Source organism: Flavobacterium olei (assembly GCF_039749035.1).
GTDB lineage: Bacteria > Bacteroidota > Bacteroidia > Flavobacteriales > Flavobacteriaceae > Flavobacterium > Flavobacterium olei.
Map to the genome: position 1 here is coordinate 38912 of NZ_JBDKWC010000007.1, position 23175 is coordinate 62086.

At 34.3% G+C, this 23175-nt stretch carries 24 protein-coding genes; 10 read left to right on the top strand and 14 right to left on the bottom strand.

Features of this window, described 5'->3' with window-relative positions; translation table 11 throughout:
- Positions 1-102: 102 nt before the first annotated feature.
- From ric to ABEB31_RS18095, 4 genes are all read right to left on the bottom strand, one after another.
- Positions 103-834, bottom strand: a complete 732-nt coding sequence (gene ric / locus ABEB31_RS18080; RefSeq protein ID WP_347053059.1) for an iron-sulfur cluster repair di-iron protein — start codon at positions 832-834, stop codon at positions 103-105.
- Between the two features lie 22 nt (positions 835-856).
- Positions 857-3091 (bottom strand): nitric-oxide reductase large subunit, encoded by a 2235-nt coding sequence (locus ABEB31_RS18085; protein WP_347053060.1) that lies wholly within the window; start codon positions 3089-3091, stop codon positions 857-859.
- Between the two features lie 94 nt (positions 3092-3185).
- A complete protein-coding gene (gene azu / locus ABEB31_RS18090; RefSeq protein ID WP_347053061.1) occupies positions 3186-3707 on the bottom strand; it encodes an azurin in 522 nt (173 codons plus the stop codon).
- A gap of 22 nt (positions 3708-3729) precedes the next feature.
- The gene (locus ABEB31_RS18095; protein ID WP_347053062.1) at positions 3730-4179 is read right to left on the bottom strand and encodes an RrF2 family transcriptional regulator; all 450 of its coding nucleotides are present in this window, start codon (positions 4177-4179) and stop codon (positions 3730-3732) included.
- Between the two features lie 200 nt (positions 4180-4379).
- On the opposite strand from ABEB31_RS18095, the gene ABEB31_RS18100 reads away from it, so the two are divergent.
- Positions 4380-5156, top strand: a complete 777-nt coding sequence (locus tag ABEB31_RS18100) for an NYN domain-containing protein (RefSeq protein ID WP_347053063.1) — start codon at positions 4380-4382, stop codon at positions 5154-5156.
- Positions 5157-5192: 36 nt separating this feature from the next.
- Positions 5193-6707: an FMN-binding glutamate synthase family protein gene (locus ABEB31_RS18105; RefSeq protein WP_347053064.1), complete on the top strand. Its 1515-nt coding sequence runs from the start codon at positions 5193-5195 to the stop codon at positions 6705-6707.
- A gap of 57 nt (positions 6708-6764) precedes the next feature.
- Here the strand turns inward: ABEB31_RS18105 and ABEB31_RS18110 are convergent, their stop codons facing one another.
- The 3 genes from ABEB31_RS18110 to ABEB31_RS18120 all read right to left on the bottom strand — a co-directional run bounded on the left by ABEB31_RS18110 (position 6765) and on the right by ABEB31_RS18120 (position 9053).
- Positions 6765-7196 carry a hypothetical protein gene (locus tag ABEB31_RS18110; protein WP_347053065.1) on the bottom strand — a complete coding sequence of 144 codons (432 nt, stop codon included), beginning with the start codon at positions 7194-7196 and terminating at the stop codon, positions 6765-6767.
- A 264-nt stretch (positions 7197-7460) separates the two neighbouring features.
- Positions 7461-7865, bottom strand: coding sequence for a hypothetical protein (locus ABEB31_RS18115; protein WP_347053066.1), 405 nt, complete (start codon positions 7863-7865; stop codon positions 7461-7463).
- A gap of 6 nt (positions 7866-7871) precedes the next feature.
- Positions 7872-9053, bottom strand: coding sequence for a glycoside hydrolase family 88 protein (locus ABEB31_RS18120; RefSeq protein WP_347053067.1), 1182 nt, complete (start codon positions 9051-9053; stop codon positions 7872-7874).
- A 977-nt stretch (positions 9054-10030) separates the two neighbouring features.
- Here ABEB31_RS18120 and ABEB31_RS18125 point away from each other — a divergent pair.
- The gene (locus tag ABEB31_RS18125) at positions 10031-10411 is read left to right on the top strand and encodes a ribosomal maturation YjgA family protein (protein ID WP_347053068.1); all 381 of its coding nucleotides are present in this window, start codon (positions 10031-10033) and stop codon (positions 10409-10411) included.
- Here ABEB31_RS18125 and ABEB31_RS18130 read toward each other — a convergent pair.
- Complete coding sequence (locus ABEB31_RS18130; protein ID WP_347053069.1) at positions 10392-12170, bottom strand: ABC transporter ATP-binding protein; 1779 nt, start codon at positions 12168-12170, stop codon at positions 10392-10394. The genes ABEB31_RS18125 and ABEB31_RS18130 overlap by 20 nt on opposite strands.
- An 81-nt stretch (positions 12171-12251) precedes the next feature.
- On the opposite strand from ABEB31_RS18130, the gene ABEB31_RS18135 reads away from it, so the two are divergent.
- The 3 genes from ABEB31_RS18135 to ABEB31_RS18145 all read left to right on the top strand — a co-directional run bounded on the left by ABEB31_RS18135 (position 12252) and on the right by ABEB31_RS18145 (position 15813).
- Positions 12252-12830, top strand: a complete 579-nt coding sequence (locus tag ABEB31_RS18135) for a non-canonical purine NTP diphosphatase (protein WP_347053070.1) — start codon at positions 12252-12254, stop codon at positions 12828-12830.
- Between the two features lie 204 nt (positions 12831-13034).
- Complete coding sequence (locus ABEB31_RS18140) at positions 13035-14951, top strand: DEAD/DEAH box helicase (RefSeq protein ID WP_347053071.1); 1917 nt, start codon at positions 13035-13037, stop codon at positions 14949-14951.
- A gap of 88 nt (positions 14952-15039) precedes the next feature.
- Positions 15040-15813 carry a carboxypeptidase-like regulatory domain-containing protein gene (locus tag ABEB31_RS18145; protein WP_347053072.1) on the top strand — a complete coding sequence of 258 codons (774 nt, stop codon included), beginning with the start codon at positions 15040-15042 and terminating at the stop codon, positions 15811-15813.
- A gap of 280 nt (positions 15814-16093) precedes the next feature.
- Here ABEB31_RS18145 and ABEB31_RS18150 read toward each other — a convergent pair whose 3' ends face one another.
- From ABEB31_RS18150 to ABEB31_RS18160, 3 genes are read right to left on the bottom strand one after another with little or no spacing between them, the layout of a single operon-like run.
- A complete protein-coding gene (locus ABEB31_RS18150) occupies positions 16094-17554 on the bottom strand; it encodes an aminoacyl-histidine dipeptidase (RefSeq protein WP_347053073.1) in 1461 nt (486 codons plus the stop codon).
- A 16-nt stretch (positions 17555-17570) separates the two neighbouring features.
- Positions 17571-17864 carry a type II toxin-antitoxin system RelE/ParE family toxin gene (locus ABEB31_RS18155; protein ID WP_347053074.1) on the bottom strand — a complete coding sequence of 98 codons (294 nt, stop codon included), beginning with the start codon at positions 17862-17864 and terminating at the stop codon, positions 17571-17573.
- Positions 17861-18073, bottom strand: a complete 213-nt coding sequence (locus tag ABEB31_RS18160; RefSeq protein ID WP_347053075.1) for a hypothetical protein — start codon at positions 18071-18073, stop codon at positions 17861-17863. Before ABEB31_RS18160 ends, ABEB31_RS18155 begins: the two co-directional genes overlap by 4 nt.
- Before the next feature lie 84 nt (positions 18074-18157).
- Between ABEB31_RS18160 and ABEB31_RS18165 the strand changes: the two genes are divergently transcribed.
- The 3 genes from ABEB31_RS18165 (at position 18158) to ABEB31_RS18175 (ending at position 20457) form a co-directional block, all read left to right on the top strand.
- Positions 18158-19219, top strand: coding sequence for a DUF3810 domain-containing protein (locus ABEB31_RS18165; protein ID WP_347053076.1), 1062 nt, complete (start codon positions 18158-18160; stop codon positions 19217-19219).
- A gap of 102 nt (positions 19220-19321) precedes the next feature.
- On the top strand, positions 19322-19816 hold the full coding sequence (locus tag ABEB31_RS18170) for an RNA polymerase sigma factor (protein WP_008462500.1): 495 nt from the start codon (positions 19322-19324) through the stop codon (positions 19814-19816).
- Positions 19817-19824: 8 nt separating this feature from the next.
- Positions 19825-20457 (top strand): hypothetical protein, encoded by a 633-nt coding sequence (locus ABEB31_RS18175; RefSeq protein ID WP_347053077.1) that lies wholly within the window; start codon positions 19825-19827, stop codon positions 20455-20457.
- 84 nt (positions 20458-20541) lie between these two features.
- On the opposite strand, the gene ABEB31_RS18180 is transcribed toward ABEB31_RS18175, so the two are convergent.
- Both ABEB31_RS18180 and ABEB31_RS18185 read right to left on the bottom strand, forming a co-directional pair.
- Positions 20542-21351: a lysophospholipid acyltransferase family protein gene (locus ABEB31_RS18180; RefSeq protein ID WP_347053078.1), complete on the bottom strand. Its 810-nt coding sequence runs from the start codon at positions 21349-21351 to the stop codon at positions 20542-20544.
- Positions 21352-21473: 122 nt separating this feature from the next.
- Positions 21474-22127 (bottom strand): NUDIX hydrolase, encoded by a 654-nt coding sequence (locus ABEB31_RS18185; protein WP_347053079.1) that lies wholly within the window; start codon positions 22125-22127, stop codon positions 21474-21476.
- Positions 22128-22219: 92 nt separating this feature from the next.
- On the opposite strand from ABEB31_RS18185, the gene ABEB31_RS18190 reads away from it, so the two are divergent.
- Complete coding sequence (locus tag ABEB31_RS18190; protein ID WP_347053080.1) at positions 22220-22654, top strand: DUF4268 domain-containing protein; 435 nt, start codon at positions 22220-22222, stop codon at positions 22652-22654.
- 90 nt (positions 22655-22744) lie between these two features.
- On the opposite strand, the gene ABEB31_RS18195 is transcribed toward ABEB31_RS18190, so the two are convergent.
- Positions 22745-23155: a hypothetical protein gene (locus ABEB31_RS18195; RefSeq protein ID WP_347053081.1), complete on the bottom strand. Its 411-nt coding sequence runs from the start codon at positions 23153-23155 to the stop codon at positions 22745-22747.
- Positions 23156-23175: the final 20 nt, after the last annotated feature.

The following is a 23175-nucleotide window of genomic DNA, read 5'->3' on the forward strand; positions in this document are numbered from 1 at the left end:
TATAACTAATGCTGCTAAAAATAGCATATTTTAAAATAAAAAGCACCGATAATTATCCTAAGAAACTTTTACCGATGCTTTCCAACTATTAAAATTTACTCTTTATTGTACTTCAACAAAATCTTTTTCTAAAGCAACCGCTTTTGGAAACAAGATGTTGTTTTCTAAATGGATATGCTTATGGAGATCTTCTTCAAACTCTTTCAGCATTGCAAAAGTTACTCTGTAAGTCGTGCAGGCATCTGCGGGCGGTGTATAATTATTCGTTAATTCGGCAATGGCTCTAAAACGCTCGCCTTCATTATCGTGTTCGTGCATCATCATCGCAATCGGATTTGAAACCGTACCAAAAGATGGCTGCTGCAAAATCCCGTCTGACTCTTTTGTTTTTACCATTCTTTTTACAAATGGAAACAAAACAAGCTCTTCTTTCTTCATGTGCTGCGATAATTCTTCTGCACAACCTTTAAAAAGTTCATTTATTTTAAACAACTCCGGATGATTTGCTCCGTGTACTTTGCATAATTTATCTAAAAAAGGAAGCAGGACATTCGATTTCTCTTCTACATAACGATGGTGCGTTTTCTCGATATAATCTGCTAATAAATCCAGCGGCCAGGAATTAAAATCGATGCTTCCGTTATTTTCAGATTGTAAAACTTCGTAAACACTTTGCAGTAAGGTGTCTGCATCTATATTGTGTTTTTCGCAGACTTCGGTAACTGTTCTGTTTCCTTTACAGCAAAAATCAATTTTATATTTAGAAAATACGGCGGCTGTTCTAAAATCGTCGGCGACAAATGATCCGATTGTTTTGTTTTTTAAATTTTCCATGATAATCAAATTTTAAGGTGTTTTATTTTTTGTTTTTTAATGTCAGGTCAAATACAAACCATGCCATTGTAATAAAGCCGATTCCGAAAATCGAATCTCCTATGGCACGAAGCCATTTTAATGTAATCATTGCCGGCTGCTGCATCAGTTCTGATGAACGAGCGTACCACATTCCGTGATTGATACTTTCAATTGCCTGCCAAACTCCAATTGGAAGCAAGCTCAAAATTGCCATTAGAAATAAGCCAATATTTAAGGACCAGAATGTAATTTTCAATAATTTATTATTCCAGCTCACATTTCGGTATAAACTTCTCAGAACAAAAAGAACCAATCCAATTCCTAACATTCCGTATACTCCGAATAATGCAGTATGACCATGCAGAGGCGTTGTATTTAAACCCTGTACATAATAAAGTGCGATTGGCGGATTAATGATAAATCCGAAAATTCCGGCTCCGAGGAAATTCCAAAATGCTACAGAAATCATAAAATATATCGGCCACTTGTAATCGGCAATCCAGTGGGTTGATTTGGAGATTTTATAATTTTGATAAGCTTCAAATCCGATTAAGGTTAAGGGCACCACTTCCAATGCACTAAAGGTTGCGCCCAACGCCATAATTGCAGTCGGTGTACCCGAGAAATACAAGTGGTGGAATGTGCCTAAAATTCCGCCCGACATGAATATAATTGTAGCAAACAGTACATTTAACGTGGCAGTTTTGGTTTTTAACAATCCCAGGCGCACAAATAAAAATGCGATCACAACTGTTGCAAAAACTTCAAAAAAACCTTCAACCCAAAGATGTACAACCCACCATCTCCAATATTCTGCGATTGCTAAATTGGTTTGTCTTCCCCACATTAATCCTGCTCCGTAGAACATAGCGATTGCCGTACAGGAAATTAAAAACAAAATGATTAGATTTTTTTCTTCTGTTTTTTTCTTTAATACCGGAAGTAACGGGCGTACCATTAATGCCAGCCATAAAAACAATCCGATAAGAAGGAAAACCTGCCAGAAACGACCCAAATCAACATATTCGTAACCCTGATGCCCAAACCAGAAATTTTGAACCAGATTTAGTTTTTGCATGACTCCAAACCATTGTCCGGCCATAGAACCCAGCACAATTATCAGTAAAGCGATAAATAAGAAATTAACACCAAAACACTGAAATTTAGGATCTTTTCCCGAAACCGCCGGTGCAATGTACAATCCGGTTGCCAGCCATGCTGTTGCAATCCAGAAAATTGCTAATTGCGTGTGCCAGGTTCGCGTTACAGCATAAGGCAGAATCTGGTCGATTGGAATTCCGTACAATCCATTTCCTTCCACTCCATAATGCGCTGTAATGATTCCGAATGCCATTTGTAAGATCATCAGCAAACTTACAATCCAGAAGTATTTGGTAACCAGGCCCATCGAGCGCGTTTTGCCCTGTTTGATAATCGGATCTTCTTTTGGAAGCGGAAACTCTTCATCTTCTCCGGATTTTGCATGATAAAAAACTAAGATTCCCACACTTAAAATCAGCAGAATAATACTAACTCCCGACCATGCCAAAAGCTCAGTCGTTGCAGTATTACCAACCAATTCATCCGAAGGCCAGTTGTGCGTATAAGATATAGAAGCATCCGGACGATTGGTAACCGTAGCCCAGGTTGCCCAAAAGAAAAACGCATTCATTTTATGCATTCTTTCTAAGTCTTTGACAGAGTTTTTCGGAATTGCATATTGTTCTCTAAGTGTATCAAATTTTGGATCATTTGTGAAAAGACCTTTATAATATTCGCTTAAACTTTCGATAGCAGCAAGACGGTTTTCAGAAATCGTAAGAACACCGGTATCAGCATTGTAACGATTTGTTCGTACATCTCTTTGCAGACGAATTTTTAAAGCTGCCTGTTTTTCAGTATCTAGTTCTTTAAACTTTTTACCAAAGTCTTTTTGCGCAAATTGATCCAGTATAAAAATGGCTTCCCTGTGCAGCCAATCTGCGGTCCAGTCGGGAGCAACATATGCGCCGTGTCCCCAGATCGATCCTACTTCCTGACCTCCTATACTCTGCCAGATATTTTGTCCGTCCTTAATTTCGTTTTCACTAAAAACAACTTTTCCGGAATCGGTTACTATAACCTTAGGCACTGGCGGCGCCTGCTGATAGATTTCATATCCATAATAACCAAGCACTGCAAATGAGACACTCATTACCAATGCAAAAACAATCCATAATTTTTTTTCTCTTTTCATTTCTTGGGGAAAATTATCAATAAAAGACATTTTTATCTTTTATTAGTGTTTAAAAAAACTCCAAATCTTTTTCACTATTTGGAGTCTTTATTATTTACTCAACAATTAATACACCTTTCATCATAGCCACGTGGCCAGGGAAAGAGCAGATAAAAGGATAAGAGCCCTTTTTATCAATTGTAAATTCGATTGTATCTTCTTCTCCGCCACCTAATAATTTAGTGTGTGCAATAACGGAAGCTTTTTCAGATTCCGGAATATAATCTGTTGCTTTGGCATCATTTGCCTTTAAAGCAAAAGCTGCCTGGTCGGTTCCTTCTTTCAGTATTACCAGATTATGTCCCATTGCTTCTTTAGGGATTTTTCCAACATGTTTTAAAGTCAGTTTAATTGGTTTCCCTGCAACTGCTTTCAGTTCATTAACACTAAACTGCATTTGGTCATTTCCTTCAATCACTAAAACATTTTCTTCTGTTGCAACCGCTGTTGGCGCAGCTTCTCCTTCTGTAGAAACTTCCGTTGTTTCTTCTACTGGAGCTGTTTCTTTTTTGCCACAAGAAGTTATTGTTAAAAATCCCATTAGGATCAATAGCGAAATTTTGGTTTTTGTATTCATTTTGTTAGGTATTTATTTATTATTAATCGTTTATATTTAATGTTTTGAGAAAGAAATCTCCAGATTTTACGTCTGATGCCAATTGCTCTAAAGTTGTTTTGGTCAGCATTTCTAAAAGAAGGCCTCTTATCTTTTTAAACTCATGATGAACTGGGCAAGGATGTTCTTCTGAGCATTCTTTAAGTCCGATTCCGCAGCCACTGTAAATTTTGTTTCCGTCGATAGCGTCTACAATCTGAATTAATTTTATTGATTTTACAGCTTCATTCGAAACTTCAAAACCGCCACCTACTCCCTTTGCCGAATGAATAATTCCGTTTTTGGTTAAAATCTGCATAATCTTGGCAGTAAAAGGCTCCGGAGAATCAATTTCTTTGGCGACATCTTTTATACCTACCCTAATTCCTTTTGAAGATTTTGTAGCAATAAAGATAGAGGCTCTTATTCCGTATTCACAGGCTTTTGAAAACATACATCCGTTTTAAATTCTCTACAAAGATATAGAGATCTTATATAAAAGACAAATTTATCTTTAATTAATTTATTATGAATTCAAACTTATTTATAATGAAAATAATTAATGTAGATTTAAGCACTAATTCACCAATCGATTCTTATAAAAACCAATTTTAATTTTAACTTTGAGAGTATTTAATTTTTAATATTAAAATAATGCCTTTAAGCACTTCAAGAGATTTAAAACTGGCTGTTCTGATTGATGCCGATAATGTACCTTACAGTAATGTAAAAGGCATGATGGAGGAAATTGCCAAGTTAGGAACACCAACAACGAAAAGAATTTATGCGGATTGGACAAAACCAAATGCAAATGGCTGGAAAGGTGTTTTATTAGAACATGCTATTACTCCTATTCAGCAATATAGTTATACAGTCGGGAAAAATTCATCTGATTCTGCTTTGATTATTGATGCCATGGATTTACTCTATTCCGGAAAACTGGACGGGTTTTGCATCGTTTCCAGTGACAGTGATTTTACAAGATTGGCTATCAGACTTCGTGAATCGGGTATGAAAGTAATTGGAATCGGAGAAAAGAAAACACCAAATTCTTTTATTGTAGCATGTGACCGGTTTATTTATATCGAAGTTTTGGATGGAGCCATTCAGAAAAAGAAAGTTAAAGTTGCGGCCGATGTTAAAAAGCCGGTCGAAAAACCTACCGAAAAAGCGTTGCATAAAGTAGACAAACAAACCATTGAACTTATAGAAGATACTATCACAGACATTGAAGATGATGATGGCTGGGCATTTTTAGGAGATGTCGGAAACCTGATTGTGAAGAAAAAACCTGAATTTGATCCTCGAAATTATGGTTATTCGAAACTTACACCGATGTTAAAATCTCTTACTGATATTTTAGAAATCGACGAAAGAGAATCAGACAAAAAAGGAATTAAACACGTTTACGTTCGTTTAAGATTCAATTGATTATTGCATTTATTACCTATTTAATTTTATAAAAACATGAGAAAGAAATTCTTTATTTACGGATTCTTATTGTTTCTAATTGTTGCTGCCGTTTATTATTACACAGAACGAGGCTTTTTACTCGTAATTATTTTACCCATTTTGCTAATTGTCGGCGCTTATAATGCTTCTCAAAAAAAGCATGCTATATTAAGAAACTTTCCGGTTTTGGGTTATTTTAGATATTTGTTCGAAATGATTGCGCCGGAAATTCAACAATATTTTATTGAAAGATCGACAGACGGAAAACCTTTCTCCAGAAATCAGCGTTCTATGGTGTACCAAAGAGCAAAAAATATTGATTCGAGTACTCCTTTTGGAACACAGCAAAATCTAAATACTGAAACGTACGAAGGAATAAAGCATTCTATATTCCCGGCAAAAGTAAACGAAGAATTGCCCCGTGTATTAGTGGGCGGAAAAGACTGCAAACAGCCCTACTCTGCTTCATTATTCAATGTTTCGGCAATGAGTTTTGGTTCGTTAAGCGAACATGCGGTCCGTGCCATAAATATTGGTGCTAAAAAAGGAAATTTCTACCAGAACACAGGAGAAGGCGGGTTAACGGAATTTCACCTTGCCGGAGGTGGAGACATTACCTGGCAAATTGGTACCGGATATTTTGGGTGCCGCGATGCGGAAGGAAATTTCAGTCCGGAGAAATTCTCTGAAAAAGCAAATCTTCCAAATGTGAAGATGATTGAAATTAAACTTTCGCAAGGAGCAAAACCAGGTCACGGCGGTGTACTTCCGGCTGCTAAAAACACAGAACAAATTGCTAAAATAAGAGGTGTTGTGCCTCATACTATGATTCTTTCTCCTCCCGGACACGGCGCTTTTTCTGACTCGAAAGGACTAGTTCATTTTATAGAACAATTACGTGATTTGTCTAACGGAAAACCAATTGGTTTCAAATTATGTATAGGAAATACGGCAGAATTTGAAGCAATTTGCCAGGAAATGATTACAGAAAACATTTACCCTGATTTCATTACCGTTGACGGAGCCGAAGGCGGCACGGGAGCTGCACCACTTGAGTTTGCAGACGGAGTCGGAATGCCTTTTGAGCCTGCTTTGATTTTTGTTAATCAGACGCTGATCCGATTAGGAATTCGAGATAAAATGCGCATTATAGGAAGTGGAAAAATTATATCCGGCTATTCTATTTTACATGCTGTTGCACTTGGTGCCGATATGTGTAACAGTGCCAGAGGATTTATGTTTTCTTTAGGCTGTATCCAGGCATTGCGTTGTCATAATAATGAATGTCCAACCGGAGTTGCGACTCAGGATAAAATGCTAATGAAAGGTCTTGTGGTTACCGATAAATCGGAGAGAGTATTTCATTTTCATAAAAACACACTGCATTCTGCCAATGAACTTTTGGCTGCGGCAGGAAAAAGCAGTTTTGCAGATGTAGATATTAATATCTTTATGCGTGGAGACGAATTTGCCAGTTTATCTGACATGTACTTTCCTGATAATCTCAAAAATGTTACTCAATTTTCGTAATACAAAAAAAAGCCTCTTTAGATCATAAAGAGGCTTCTTCTTTTTAATTCTTATTAATTACAATTTTGCAGTTTCCTTATTCTCTGAAGCACTTCCTTCTAAGGCTGCAATTTCTTGCTGATCTACCACTTTCTGAGCGAGGATGGCATTATTATAGGCTAAAAAATAAACATCAAACTTTACACCTTCTGCAACAAGAGATGATGAAATCTGATCATTTTTGATCATTTCTTTTAATAAATCCGGAAAAGATTCTTTGTAGGCTAATTTGTTTGCGTCATTTTCTTCTAAATTGGTTTCAATTCGGATTTCGATTTTATTGTCATTTAGAAAAGCTTTTGCGGTTGTGCTGGTAATACCATTGCCTTTTATGGAAGAAGAATTGTTGTAAGTACTTACGTGCTCCTGAATTTTCTGCTTGGTATTTTTACAGCTTATTATAAACAATGCAAAAGTAAACGCGAATGCGATTTGGGTAATTTTTTTCATAAATTATTGGTTTTATAGTTAATTTTTAACTCAAACATAATTAATTTACCACATAAAAACAACAATTTAAATAGAAAAACAACAACTCAAACATTTGACTACAAATTGATTACAACAAAATCAATCTTAATTTGTAAGAACAGACTTTTTATTAAATTTTAGAAACAATCATAAATCATAAAAAAAGTCTCTTTAAATTAATGAAAGAGACTTTAAATATGTAAGAATTCAAACTTCGTAATTCAACTTGAGAAACTAATTATTTTATAAGAAATCTTTTAGCGATTCTCCTGTTAGAACTTGTTTATCTAAAACAGTATTGTCATCTGCCAGAAAATAAACATCAAACTGAATTCCTTCTTCTATTAATTGTCTTGGAATTTCATCTTTCTCTATCATTAATTTTATCAATTTAGGAAAAGAGGCCACGGCAGCAGATTTATTCAATTCATTTGGTTCCAGATCGGTTTCAAATCTCAATTCGATTTTATTATCGTTGATATAACCTCTTGCTGTCGTAAGTGTTACATTTTCTGCCCTAAAACCCGGAGCAATGTTTTTATTATAAGTAACCACAAATTCCTGCAGTTTCTGTTTGGTATTTTTACAGCTTACAAACGAAAGTGTTGATAGTAACACCAAGACAATTAAGGCGATTTTATTTTTCATATCATTTTATTTTAATTTTTGAAGTCTTAATAATGCTTCAAGATAGTAATAATCTGCATAATTTATAGAACAATCTATTTCGCTTTCCGCTGGTTTATGTCCGGTAGAATGCAATAAAAAAGCCGAATTAACATCCCGGCTCTGATATGAATCAGAAGAAAGCGAAGAGATCATTTTTTTAGCTTTTGACACATATTCATTTTTTAAATTCTTATCTTTTGTATATGAACTTAATTCTAAAAGTGCAGAAGAAACAATAGCAGCTGCCGAAGCATCTCTGGGTACATTCGGGATATTAGGTGCATTAAAATCCCAATAGGGAATCAAATCTTCTGTTGTTAATTTATCGAGATAAACTCGCGCTAATTTATGCGCAAAATCCAAAAATTTAGAATCTTTCGTCTCCCGATAAGTCATTGTAAAACCATAAATTGCCCACGCCTGACCACGTGCCCACATACTATCATCACTATATCCCTGCGCAGTTTTGCCTTTTATTTTTTTACCGGTTTCAAAATCATAAATTATAACATGATATGAAGTATTATCAGGTCTGAAATGATTTTTCATAGTGGTTTCAGCATGTTTTACTGCGATATCGTACAGCTTTTTATTTCCTCCATTTTTAGATGCCCAAAATAACAGCTCCAAATTCATCATATTGTCGATAATCGTATTATGACCGCCCATTTTATTATGCGGCCAGGACTGGATTGTTCCCACTTTTGGATTAAAAAGTGTTGCTAAAGTATCTGCAGTCTTTAAAATGATTTGTTTATAATCGGGATTTTTGGTCAGGCGATATCCGTTTCCGAAACTATTGAATACCTGAAAACCCAAATCATGGTCATTTGCTTTGCTCACAGATAATGGCGTTAAAAACCGAGTAAACTTGTCTGCCTCCTTTTCCCATTTTTTATCGCCCGTGGCTTCATATAAAAACCAAAGTTCGCCAGGCCAGAATCCACTTGTCCAGTCTTTGTAACCGACAAATTTCCAGTCTTTACTTCCATTCGGGATTGTTCTCGGAGAAGTGCCATCATTTGGAATTACCTGTAATGTTTTAGAAGCCTGTGAGACGCAATAATCTAATTGTTTCTTAATGTTAAATGAATTGTCTTTTTGAGCATAACCCATATTCCCTAAGAATAATAAGATTACAAAAAGGCTGAGAAATTTTGAATGCATGTGGTTTTCTTTTTGGGTAGATAATTTGTTGAAATGATAAATTTAGCAAATAAAGTAAATGCAATAGAGAGTTTGTATTTTTGTTTACCAAATATGTACGATTTCAATCATTTTTACTCTGTTAATGAAAGTTCAAATTCACTCAGCCTTTATCAAAGTTTGAAACTTTGACAAAGGTTTCGCTTTTATAAGTACTATAAATCTACATTAATCAGAATCTGATGACAAAAACAAAATTATCAGAGCTTTGAAACAATTCGATAACGTCATTTCTCATTAAATTTGTTTTAAGTGATGATAGAACTGTTAAATATGAAGAAAACTTATACGATTTAAAATTTTCATGAATATCAATCGGATTTTGATGTACATATATAATTACATTTTTCAAATATCGCTCCGACACAATTTTCTTTCTCTTAAATGGTGATTCCAGTAAAGCGCCATGTCTGTTGTAAAGTTTGTTAAATGCCTGCGTATATGAACTGAAAAATTTACTAAACTGTTTACTAGGCAAATTTTGGATTGAATGTAGTCCAGACTCAGTCAATTTGTGATTTTTTTCTTCGAAGCATTTCAATAATTCATTATATGATTTTATTTTAATAACAAAATGAAAATGATTAGGCATCAGGCAGTAGGCATATAAGTTACAAACATCCTTAGAATACTGTAAAAATTTATTCATGAAAAAAAGATAATTTTTTTCTTCTTCAAATATTTTACCGCCATTTATCCCCCGATTATAGATATGATAAAAACAATCAGGTTGCAAATTTTCTAATCTTATATCCATTTTAAATTTAATTACAAAATACAAAAGAAAGAAAATTCACTCAATAAATAGTAATGTTTTGGAGTTTAGAATTTGTTAAGATGAGATCTTTGTCAAAGTTTAAAACTTTGACAAAGAAAGAAAATGAGTAGTTTAGGAAATTTATGATTTCATTGTAGATTTGTTGGCAAAAAAAATCACTTTGACAAAATCACGAATCTATTATTTCTCAGCCTTTCTGGGTGTAATTTCACTTGGAATACTTTCCAGAAGGTTTTCAATAATTCCGTTATGGATAGGTGATTTTCTGTATGCCGTAATGCTGTATTTTTTATTCCGCACAATTTTCATTCAGAAAAAAGCATTTTACATTGCCATCCTTTCTCTTTTAATGTGTTATAGTATTGAGTTCTTACAACTGTATCAGGCAGAATGGATTATCGCTTTACGAAATACTCTTTTCGGAAAATATGTTTTGGGGCAGGGCTTTTTATGGACTGATATTTTAGCTTATACTTTCGGGATACTATTTGTATTTTTAATCGAAAGCATAATTATTAACTTCAGTCAAAAGTCTGTGTAATTTTCTCAATATTCAAACTATTAGCCATTGCCATAAAGATCTCATAATAAACTCCTTTATTATCATACAATTCATCGTGCGTTCCTTTTTCTACACACCTTCCTTTTTCTAAAACCACAATATTTGAAGCATCAATAATTTGCGAAATACTGTGCGAAATAATGATTACAGTCCGGTCTTTTTTTATCGCATCAAGAGATTTTTTTATTTGTTCGGTTGCAATCGCATCAAGACTGGCTGTTGGTTCATCTAAGAAAATAATGGGTGGATTCTTAAGAAATAATCTCGCAATTGCAATACGCTGCTGCTGTCCGCCTGAAAGCAAATGTGCATCAGAATCATATCCTTTTGGTAATTGAATCACTTGTTCGTGAATGTAAGCTTTCTTCGCTGCTTCTATAACTTCCGGATGTGAAGCTTCCGGGTTTCCGTAAAGAATGTTTTCTGCAATTGTACCTTTAAAAATGTGGTTTTTCTGAAGGACTAATCCAATATTTTTACGAAGAAAATCTGTATTATAGTCCGCTAAATTAACTCCGTCCAGCAAGATCTTACCAGATGACGGCAAGTAAAATTTATCCAGCAAATTTATAACCGTACTTTTTCCCGCGCCGCTTAATCCCACCAAAGCAGTCGTTTCGTTTGGTTTTACTGTGAAACTCACATTATAAAGTGCCTGCGTTCCATTAGGGTATTTAAAATCGACATTTTGCACTTCAATTAATCCAATTATTTTTTTAGGAATAAAATTGCCTGTTGTTTCAATTTCATGATCCGATTCTAAAATATCAAAGAATCCTTCAGAATAAATTAGCGCGTCATTTACTTCATCATAAATGCGGTGCAGTTGTCGAATTGGCGATGAAACATTACTAAACAACATAATATGAAACATAATCGCGCCAATTGTCATTTGATTATTTAAGACAAAATAAGCGGTCAAAATGATAATGATTACAACTCCAATCTGCTCTACAAAACTTTTAATACTTTCGAAAATAAAACTCGTTTTTCTGGTTTCAAGTTGATTTTCGGTCATTTCAAATTGAATTTTCTGATGGCGATCTGCTTCGGTTGGCTCACGAACAAACGATTTTATTACGGTTATAGATTCGATCAGACTTATGATTCCGTTATTTTTGGTTTCGCGGTAATTTCGCATCCTTCTTCTAAAACCGCTCAATTTTGTTGCCTGCCGCTGACTGATGTAAAAATAAACCGGAATAATACACAAGCTTACCAAACCAACATATACATTGGCATAAAACATAATTACCAAGGCAACAAAAGCATTGGCAAAAAGCGGTAAAATATCAATAAAAAAATTCTGGACCAGTCTGGTCAGGCTGCTGATTCCGGCATCGATCCTGGTTTGTAATTTTCCGCTTTCGTTTTCGCTGGAAGTATAAAATTCCATTCGGTAACTTAAAATTTTATCGACTATGGTCTGAGAAATATCTCTGGTGACGAAGATTCGAAGCTTTTCGCCGTAGAATTTCTGCCCAAACTGCACTATCGAGTTTACAATTTCTTTAGAAAGCAAAACAATACTGATTATTCCAAGCAAATGAAATCCTTTTGACAAAGGTTCGTGTGCAACCATCAATTTATTAATTGTATCAACGGTGTATTTTAAAATAACAGCATTTACCTGCGCCGCAAAAGAGCCTATAAATGTGAGTACTAAGGTTGCAATAACCATTTTTTTGTATGGTTTTACAAAAGGTTTGATTTTTTTATATAGAACAGCCAGCTGCATTTATTTCTATTTAAAGTATTATATCAAATTTAAGAATTCTAAATTTGTGTTTCTATTCAAAGACCTTTAAAGATACAATTTATGAAACTCGTTTTTGCATCCAATAACAAAAATAAAATAGCAGAAATTCAAAGTATGCTTCCGGAAAACATTCAGATATTAAGTCTGGAAGACATTAATTGTATCGAAGATATTCCGGAAACTGCAGATACAATTGAAGGAAATGCAGTTTTAAAAGCTGATTATGTGACGACAAAATATGGTTACGATTGCTTTGCAGACGATACTGGCTTGGAAGTAAATGCATTGAACGGAGAACCCGGAGTTTATTCGGCCAGATATGCGGGCGAACAAAAAAACGCAGACGATAATATGAATAAGCTTTTGGACGAGCTTAAAAATCAGGAAAGTCGCAGCGCCCAGTTCAAGACCGTTATAGCTTTAAATCTAAATGGAAAACAGCAGTTGTTTACAGGAATTGCAAAAGGATCCATTACAAAGAATAAAATGGGAACCAATGGCTTTGGTTATGATCCTATATTTAAGCCTGAAAATTTCGCTGAGACCTTTGCAGAATTGCCTTTAGCAACCAAAAATCAGATTGGTCACCGCGGAAAAGCTGTGCAGCAACTAATTGATTATCTGAACACCATAAAATAATTGTTTCAAATACAACATTTTAGAGTTCAAATTTTACATTTAAAGACGTGTTTTGGCGCATTTTTATTCAATTTGAAGAAAAAAGGATTTTAATAAATATGTAACTTTTTGATAATCAAATCTTAACAAATACATAATTATTGAAATTGCATTAGTTTTTCTGAATTATTAACAGTAATTTTGCACCCTATTTTAAATACATATATGAATAAATTTGAACAATTAGGATTGAATGAATCGTTACTGAAGGCGATTTTAGATCTAGGATTTGAAAATCCGTCAGAGGTACAGGAAAAGGCGATTCCCCTATTATTGGAAAAAGACACAGATATGGTTGCGTTGGCTCAGACAGGGACAGGGAAAACGGCAGCTTTCGGTTTTCCGCTAATTCAAAAAATTGATGCTGACAATAGAAACACACAAGCATTAGTTTTATCGCCAACACGAGAACTTTGTTTACAGATTACCAACGAACTTAAAAACTACTCAAAATACGAAAAAGGTATTAATGTGGTAGCAGTTTACGGCGGGGCTAGTATTACAGAGCAAGCCAGAGAGATTAAAAGAGGAGCACAAATTATTGTGGCAACTCCGGGAAGAATGCAGGACATGATCAACAGAGGTTTGGTTAACATTAAAAATATAGATTACTGTATTCTTGATGAGGCTGATGAAATGTTGAACATGGGATTCTATGAAGACATTGTATCGATCTTATCAGATACTCCAGATCAAAAAAGTACATGGTTGTTCTCTGCAACTATGCCACAAGAGGTTGCCAGAATTGCAAAACAATTCATGAGCGATCCGGTTGAGATTACAGTAGGTACCAAAAATTCTGGTTCTGCAACAGTTTCTCACGAATTTTATTTAGTTAACGCACGTGACCGTTACGAAGCTTTGAAACGTATTGCAGATGCTAATCCGGATATTTTTTCGGTAGTTTTCTGTAGAACAAAACGTGATACTCAGGCTGTAGCCGAAAAATTAATTGAAGATGGATATAGCGCTGCGGCGTTGCACGGAGATTTATCTCAGGCACAACGTGATGGTGTAATGAAATCTTTCCGTGGAAGACAAATTCAGATGCTTGTTGCGACAGACGTTGCAGCACGTGGAATTGACGTTGACAACATTACTCACGTAGTAAATTACCAGTTACCTGATGAAATCGAAACGTACAATCACCGTTCTGGCCGTACCGGTAGAGCTGGAAGATTGGGAACTTCTATCGTAATTGTTACTAAAAGTGAATTGCGTAAAATTTCGTCTATCGAAAGAATTATCAAACAGAAATTTGAAGAAAAAGCAATTCCATCCGGAATCGAAATCTGCGAAATTCAGTTATTGCACTTAGCAACAAAAATTAAAGATACTGAGGTTGATCACGAAATTGACAACTATTTACCAGCAATCAACAATGTTCTTGAAGATTTATCTAAAGAGGAACTGATTAAGAAAATGGTTTCAGTTGAATTTAACCGTTTTATCAATTACTACAAAAAGAACAGAGATATTTCAACTCAGTCTTCAGGAGAAAGAAGAGAAAGAGGAGAATCTGAAGGAAGAGAATTCAATAATAACGGAGCAGTTCGTTATTTTGTGAATATCGGGTCCAGAGACAATTTCGATTGGATGTCATTAAAAGATTACTTAAAAGAAACATTGGATTTAGGTCGTGATGATATCTTTAAAGTAGATGTAAAAGAAGGTTTCTCTTTCTTTAATACAGATCCACAATTTACAGACAAAGTAATGGATGTTTTAAACAATGTTCAGTTAGAAGGTCGTCGTATTAATGTGGAGATCTCGAAAAATGACGGAGGCGGAAGACGTGACCATAATAATCGTGGTGGCGGCGGAAGAAGTTCCGGACCAAGAAGAGAAGGAAGCTTTGCTCCAAGACGCGAAGGCGGATTTAGAAGAGACAGAAACTCCGGATCAAGAGAAGGCGGATCACGCGAAGGCGGATTTAGAAGCGACAGAAATTCATCTGCTCCAAAAAGAGAAGGTGGTTTCCGAAGCTCTGCTCCAAGAAGCGAAGGAAGCTCTGAAAGAGCTCCAAGACGCTCAGAAAACTTTGGCGACAGCTCAAGACCAAGAAGAACAAGAAGAGATTAATTCTCTTTGTTAATTTTCTTATAATTAAATTCTAAGACTGCGAGATATTTAATCCCGATTTACTACTTTTAGTGCTTTAAATCAGGATATGAAATATTTCGCAGTTTTCTTTTTTACACTTCTGGCTAATTTTGGTTTCGCACAGGAAACACAGCCAACAGTTCCCCAAAGAGTTTCCGGTTATGTAATTAATGATGATAGTAAACAACCTCTTTCTGGTGTAAACATCATCAATACTAACAAGGTTCGGGGCGCAAAATCTGATGAAAAAGGATATTTCGAAATCGACGTACAGGTCAATGACACGCTGCACTTTTCGATCTTAGGATTTCAATCCTTACGAATCAGAGTGACCAATGACTGGATTAAAAACAAAGTCACCAGAATTCAGCTTACCGAAAAAGCTATCGCTTTAGAAGAAGTGGTTATCGCTCCTTTTAGTTTAACAGGATACCTTGAAATCGACTCCAAATTAATTCCTACAAAAGAAAATTATCGTTATAGCATTTCTGGTCTTACACAAGGTTACGAAGCCGGAGAGTACGCTCCAAATGCCTTTGGAAAAGTTCTCGGATCTATTTTTAATCCTGCAGATGTTTTGTATGGTTTCTTTGGTAAAAACGCAAGGGAACTTAAGAAATTAAAAGAAATGAAGAAAGACGATACCGTTAGAAATCTTCTGGAATCAAAATACGATCGCGAAACCGTTGCAGTTTTATTAGGAATCAGCAAAGATGAAATTCCTGAAATCATGCACAGATGCAATTACTCGGATTCCTTTATCCAAACAGCAAACGATTTGCAGATTATGGATGCGATAAGTGCCTGTTATGAGCAATATAAAGTTTTAAAAAGAAATTAATTCAGAATATACTAAATCCTCAGTTTTCATAACTGGGGATTTTTTTGTTTGCTATATAAAGGTTTCATATAACTACAATTGAAAATAACTAAAATCAAAAGATATGTCAAAAGGTCAGGATGCTAAGAAAACAGCAAAAAAAGAACCGTTAAAAACGGCTAAGGAAAAGAAAGAAGAAAAGAGAGACAAGAAAAATTCTCCTAAAAGAGATTAAAAGTTATCAGTGTTCGGTATTTAGTACACAGATTACTGAACTAAAAACCGAACACTGAAAGCTATTTTATTTAACTGGTATATTGGAAAGAATTTCTAAAACGAATTTCCAGTATTTCTGAGCAGATGATATACTGGCTCTTTCATCAGGAGAATGCGCTCCGTGAATCGTTGGTCCAAATGATATCATATCCATTTCCGGGTAGTTTGTACCTAAAATACCGCATTCTAAGCCAGCGTGACAAGCCACAACTTTTGGCTGTTCACCGTTTTGTTTTTCGTAAATTTCTTTTAAAACTTCCAGTATTTCAGAATTAACGTTTGGCGTCCATCCCGGATATGAACCAGATAATTCTACTTCACAACCTACTAATTCGAACGCAGAACGTAACGAATTGGCCAAATCAAATTTCGAAGATTCTACAGAAGAACGCGTTAAACAACCAATTAGAATTTCACCATCTTTCACAATTACTCTGGCAATATTATTAGAAGTTTCAACCAAATCTGCCATGTCCGCACTCATCCTGTAAACTCCATTATGAGCAGCATAAACAGCACGGATAATTCCTTCCTGCACTCCTAAATCCATAACACTTTCCGGAAGATCAGATTTTACAATCTCTATAGTCAGATTAGGTTCTGTAGTTTTAAACTCGGCTTTAATATCGTTAATGATTTCCTGCATATCAAAAAGATATGCTTCGTCAAACATTTCAGAAATAATTATTTTAGCCACACTTTCTCTCGGAATTGCGTTTCTTAAACTTCCTCCATTGATCTCGGCCACCTGCAAACCAAAATTTTCAAATCCGTCAAAAAGAAGGCGATTCATAATCTTGTTGGCATTTCCTAAACCTTTATGAATATCCATTCCGGAATGTCCCCCATTTAATCCTTTAACCGTAATAGTGTAGCCAACCGAGCCTTCAGGAACTTCTTCCTGGTTATAGTTTCGTGTTGCAGTAACATCAATTCCACCGGCGCATCCAATATCTATTTCGTCATCTTCTTCAGTATCTAAATTCAACAGAATCTGACCTTGAAGAATGCCGCCTTTTAAGTTTAAAGCTCCGGTCATTCCTGTTTCTTCATCAATTGTAAACAAAGCTTCAATTGCGGGATGCGGGATGTCTTTGCTTTCTAAAACCGCCATAATTGTTGCAACTCCTAACCCATTATCTGCACCAAGTGTTGTGCCACGTGCGCGAACCCAGTCCCCGTCAACATACATGTCGATTCCTTGTGTATCGAAGTCAAAAACCGTATCAGCATTTTTTTGGTGTACCATGTCAAGATGCCCCTGCATTACAATTGGTTTGCGGTTTTCCATTCCCGGAGTAGCCGGTTTTCTGATGATGACATTTCTGATTTCATCTTCAAAGGTTTCTAATCCTAAGCTGTTTCCGAAGTTTTTCATAAATTCAATAACGCGTTCTTCTTTTTTAGACGGACGCGGAACTTCATTTAAATCTGCAAATTTATTCCAAAGCGCTTTTGGTTCCAGATTTCTTATTTCCTGACTCATTATATTTTTGTTTGATTTATTTAGGGTATTTTGACGGACTCATTGACGTATTAAACACAGATAAAATATTTACTACTTTTAAACTCTCATCAATAAAATAAAATATTATAAATGGGAATTTTTTAATTGGTAAACCGTGATAATCTTTATATCTAATTTGAAAGAAGGGATTTTTTTCTAATAACTCTATATGTTCATTTAACTGATTGTAGAAATATTCTCCCAAATCAGTCTGTTTCGCTTCATAGTAATTAATCGCATCCTGTATATCCAATATTGCCCTCGGCTCGATAACTACTTCAAAATTCATTTTTTCTTTCTAAGAACAAGTTTTTTCCTTGCTTCATTCCACGGAATAAAATCTTCCTGTTTTGAAGTTGCCCTTCTTAGGTCTAATACATTTTTCATTTCTTCAGATAATGAAAAATCAGTAATTATGGTTTCATAATTAAATTTTTCAATCAATTTCATAAAGAAAGTCAATTCTTCATCTGGAATATTTAACGTGATTTGTGTCATTTTTTCCTAATTTATAGTACAACAAATTTATAAAAAATAAAGCAAAGTACTATTTAATTATTATTTTTATAAAAAAGTAAACCCGTGAAAAAAAAATATATTCTCCCCATATTTCTCTTAATTCAAATCATCTTTTTAAAAATCCTTCCTCATTTTCCCGCCTATGTTGAGGGCTTTTACAGCAACAATTTATATATAAGAATTTCTCACTTTTCGAGAACACTGTTAGGCAAAATTCCGTTTTCTGTTGGTGATGTTATCTATGCATTACTAATGATTTCTATAATAAGCTGGTTTTGGAAGATTAGAAAAACATGGCAAAAGGAGTGGAAAGATCATCTTTTAAAAATTTTAGGAAAGGTTTCTGTTTTCTATTTTTTCTTTCATTTACTCTGGGCTTTCAATTACTACAGGAAACCTCTTTTTGAAAAGATGGAAATTAAGAGAGAATACACAGATGCAGACCTTTTAGCTTTTACTCAAAAATTAATTAAGAAGACTAATGAAGTTCACTTTCAAATCACAAAAAACAAGGCTTCAAAAGTAGTTTTTCCCTATTCTAAAGAAGAATCTTTCAGCCAGATTCAAAATGGTTATGATAATTTAGCCCAAGAGCATTCTTATTTTAAATATGAAACTCTTAGCGTAAAAAAATCACTTTTCAGCATTCCGTTGACTTACATGGGGTTTGGCGGCTATTTAAATCCTTTTACCAATGAAGCACAGGTCAACTATTTGCTTCCTATGTATACTTTTCCCATGACAACCGCTCATGAAATGGCGCATCAAATTGGTTTTGCAAGCGAAAGTGAATGTAATTTTATTGGAGTTTTGGCTTCTGTTAAAAATAACAATTTGTATTATCAATATTCCGGTTACAGTTTCATGTTACGTTATTGTTTAGGAATTTTAAGATATAAAAATGAAAAACTCTTTCAGCAATTAAAAAAAGAAGTGAACACCGGGATTTTAAAAAATTATCAGGAAAGCGATGATTTTTATAAAAGATACGATACTTTTATTGATGAAGGTTTTCATTTCCTTTATGATAATTTCCTAAAAACCAACAATCAAAAAGACGGAATGGATAGTTATAGCAAATTTATTGATCTCATGATTAATTATTACAACGATAAAGATTTATAGAAATTAGAACGCGAATTATTATCGAATGAAAATTTAGGAATTCGTTGCAGAAAAATAAGTCTAAAACTGTAACAAAAATGATTTCACAACTACTAACACTTTATGAGCGAAAATCTAGAACAGTCATTTGTTGCGCAATTGCAGGCAAATCAGAATATAATCCACAAGATTTGTAGATTATATACTGCCGGCGAAGATGCTCATAAAGACTTGTTTCAGGAAATTACCATTCAGCTCTGGAAAGCGTATCCTAAATTTAGAGGTGATAGCAAATTTTCTACCTGGACGTATCGTGTGGCCTTAAACACGGCAATTACCTTATACCGCAAAACCAAAAGAACCATTTCTACCGTAGATTATGAAAACCACCAGCATTTTGTAAAAGATGTGGATTACAATTACGAAGAGGAAGAACAGATAAAATTGATGTACAAAGCAGTGTATCAGCTCAATGACATCGAAAAAGCATTAGTTTTTATGTATTTAGAAGACAAAGATTATCAGGAAATAGCTGAGACTTTAGGAATCAGTGAAGTGAATGCGCGCGTGAAAATGAATCGAATTAAAGGGAAACTTAAAAAAATACTAAATCCTTAAAAATTATTATGAAAGAACTGGATTTATTAAAAAAAGACTGGAAAAAGAACTCCGATTCTTTTCAGCAAATTTCTGAAATGGAAATCTATAAAATGATTCACCAAAAGTCATCCTCTATTGTCAAATGGATTTTGATTATCAGCATACTGGAAATTTCATTCTGGACTTTTTCCAACTTATTTATTAATACGGATGATGTTTTACGTAAAATGAATCATCCCGAAATTGTAATGGCTTTAGAATTTTTAACGTACTTTAATTACGTCGTTGTTTTAATCTTTGTTTTTATTTTCTACAAAAATTACAAAACTATTTCGACCATAGTTGCGACAAAATCTTTAATGAGTGCCATTTTAAAGACTCGTAAAACAGTTCAGTATTATGTTTGGTACAATTTGGGAATGATTGTAGTAACCGCAATTTTGAGTTTCTTTATCGCGTTTGTTTACAATCCCGATATGGAATTTCTGAGAGAAAAATTAGCCGTTAACGGAAAAGCAATGTTCGTTACTATTGGAATTCTTGTTCTGGTAATCCTGGGTTTCTTTGGATTATTCTGGTGTTTTTACAGGGTACTTTACGGAACACTTTTAAGACGTTTGTATGCGAATTACAAAGAACTAAAGAAAATAGATTTTTAAAGTTCAAAGATGCTAAGATGCTAAGAGTTTAATACTTAAACACAAATCTAAATTCTAAAATCAGCAATCTAAAATCTTAAATCTTTAATATTCCCACTGTCTTAGTTTATTCAGTTCTTCCTGTGCTTTTATTTCTTCTGCAGGAATAACTTTTAAAAATGAAGGATGTTGCTCTATGGCATACTCCACTTTTTCCACAATTTGTTCAATAGTATCGTTTTCATAATCAATATCAAGAGGTTCTTTGATGATGAAAGATTGTAAAATTCCTTTTTTCTTCATTCTAAGTCCTTTTTTATCAAAAGAACGACGGAAACCATCAATAACAATAGGAATTACGATGGGCTTATGTTGTTTTATAATATGTGCAGTTCCCTTACGAACCGGCTTAAACGATTTTGTAGTTCCCTGCGGAAAAGTAATTACCCAACCATCTGCAAGTGCAATTTTAATATTTTCGGTATCGTTGGGATTAACATCACGTTTTTCAGTGACATCAACACCTTTTGCACGCCAGGTTCTTTCAACTGTGATTGCTCCCACATAAGCCAAAATTCTCGGCAACAAACCAGCCTGCATCGTTTCTTTGGCCGCAACATAATAAATATTCATTTTGGGCTGCCACAAATAACCTATATTCTTAATTGTGTCCTGACGTCCCGATAAACTTGCGTTAAACACATGAAACATTGCCACAACATCTGCAAAATAAGTCTGGTGGTTGGAGATAAATAAGACATTGGAATCCGGAAGTGTCGTAATAATTTCAGATCCTTCAATCTGTAATTCATTAAAACCTCTATATCTTCTGTGAGTCATGGCACCCAAAATACGGATTAACCATTTCTTGATGAATAATATATGTCCGAAAGGATTTCGTTTAAACAATCCCATAACTACTTTATCTTAATTTTTTGTTGGTCGCAAACATACAAAAATTATTCTTTCAGCAACACTTTTAACATTTTTGAACAATTAATTGTTATTGAAATGAATATCAAATCGTTAAATGATTGTTACTTTATATTAATCTTAAAAGTTTCTTTTAGAACGTCTCTCAATTCACTTAAAATCATAGCAGTTGCTCCCCAAACCACGTGATCCTGAATATTAAATGCCGGTACCAGAATATTTGCTCCGTAAGAAGTTGATAATCTTGCTTCCATAATAATATTATCATCTAAAAATACATTTAACGGAAGCTCGATAATTCCGGCAACTTCTCTTATATCGGGATAAAATACCAGCTCTTCCTTTGAAAATCCTAAAAAAGGATGCACTAAAAAATTGCTTGGCGGAATATACATTGGTGTAAAAGGCTTTATAATTTCAATTTTTTCAGGCTCAACTCCAATTTCCTCACTTGTTTCTCTTAATGCGGTATTTTCAAAATTAAAATCACTTTTTTCAAACTTTCCTCCCGGGAACGCAATCTGCGCAGAGTGAACACCTTCGTACGTATTTCTAACAATCAGTACTAAATGCGTCTGATTCTGTTTGGGATAAAACAACATCATAACAGCAGCCATTCTGGGATTTAATGTATTCAGATCAAGACTTTTTAATCCTTCTATACGCTCTTTGGGTGCCATTTTTAGATGTGAAGAAACAGCAGGTAATTCAAATGGAATTATATTGGGAACATATTTCAAAAAATCTTGAAAATTCATAATCAAAGCGTATTTTTGTAATCTAATTAAAACATAAATATACTTCAGAAAACGCAGTACCGCAAGTTTTCTGATTATTAAAGCCTTAAAAAATGTACAGCAGAGAAGAATCACAACGAATGAAAAGAGAATTTTGGGTCGCTTTTGCAGAAAAATATCCACGTAAATGGGTACTTTACGATACAAAAATTAAAGATTTCTCTTTTAAATTTTTTGTTGACAATAAAAAAGCTCAAGTTTTAATTGATATCGAACACCGAAGCGATGAGAAACGTACTGCTTATTTTGAAAAAATTGAAGCTTTAAAAAATATTTTAGAAGAAGAATTTATTAAAGATTTGGTTTTTGAAAAAAATTACACGTTAGAAAGTGGTAAAACCATCAGCAGAATTTGGGTAGAAAAACAAGGAATCGGTTTTAGCAACAGAAATAATTGGGATGCGATTTTTGACTTCTTCAACGAAAAAATGCATGCCCTGGAAATGTTTTATTTAGAATATGATGAGTTTATAAAGGATATTGAGTAGTAAGGTTCTGATATACTGAGTTCCTAAGTTGCTGAGCCTGTAAAGTAAGGACCTTAGAAGCTTATTTACTTAGAACCTTCGCGACTTTAACTAAACCGTCATAATATTATAAACAATAATATGATCGTCATAATTGATATAAAGCTGCTTACGAAAATCCTGCTTTTTGCGTGTAATTATAGAGAGTTTACACTCGCGTCCATCATTGTCTTTGCATAAAAAAGAATAGGTTATATCGGTGTCATTTTCCTCTCTTTCGATATAATCTAAAATACTAAAAAGCTGAATTTCCTGAGAATAAACCACAATTCTGTGTTTATCTGTATCTAAAACAACAGAAAGATTAACCAGATCCAGATTGGACCAGTCGCCCCATTTGCCTCTTTCATTCCTTTCTAAAACGCTAAAACCGGAAGTTTTAAAATGGTAGGATTGCGCCTGAACCTTTTGCAGTCCAAATGCTAAAAAAAGAAGTAATATGCAGGTGCGTATAGAATTCATAAAATATTTCTTGCAGGTAA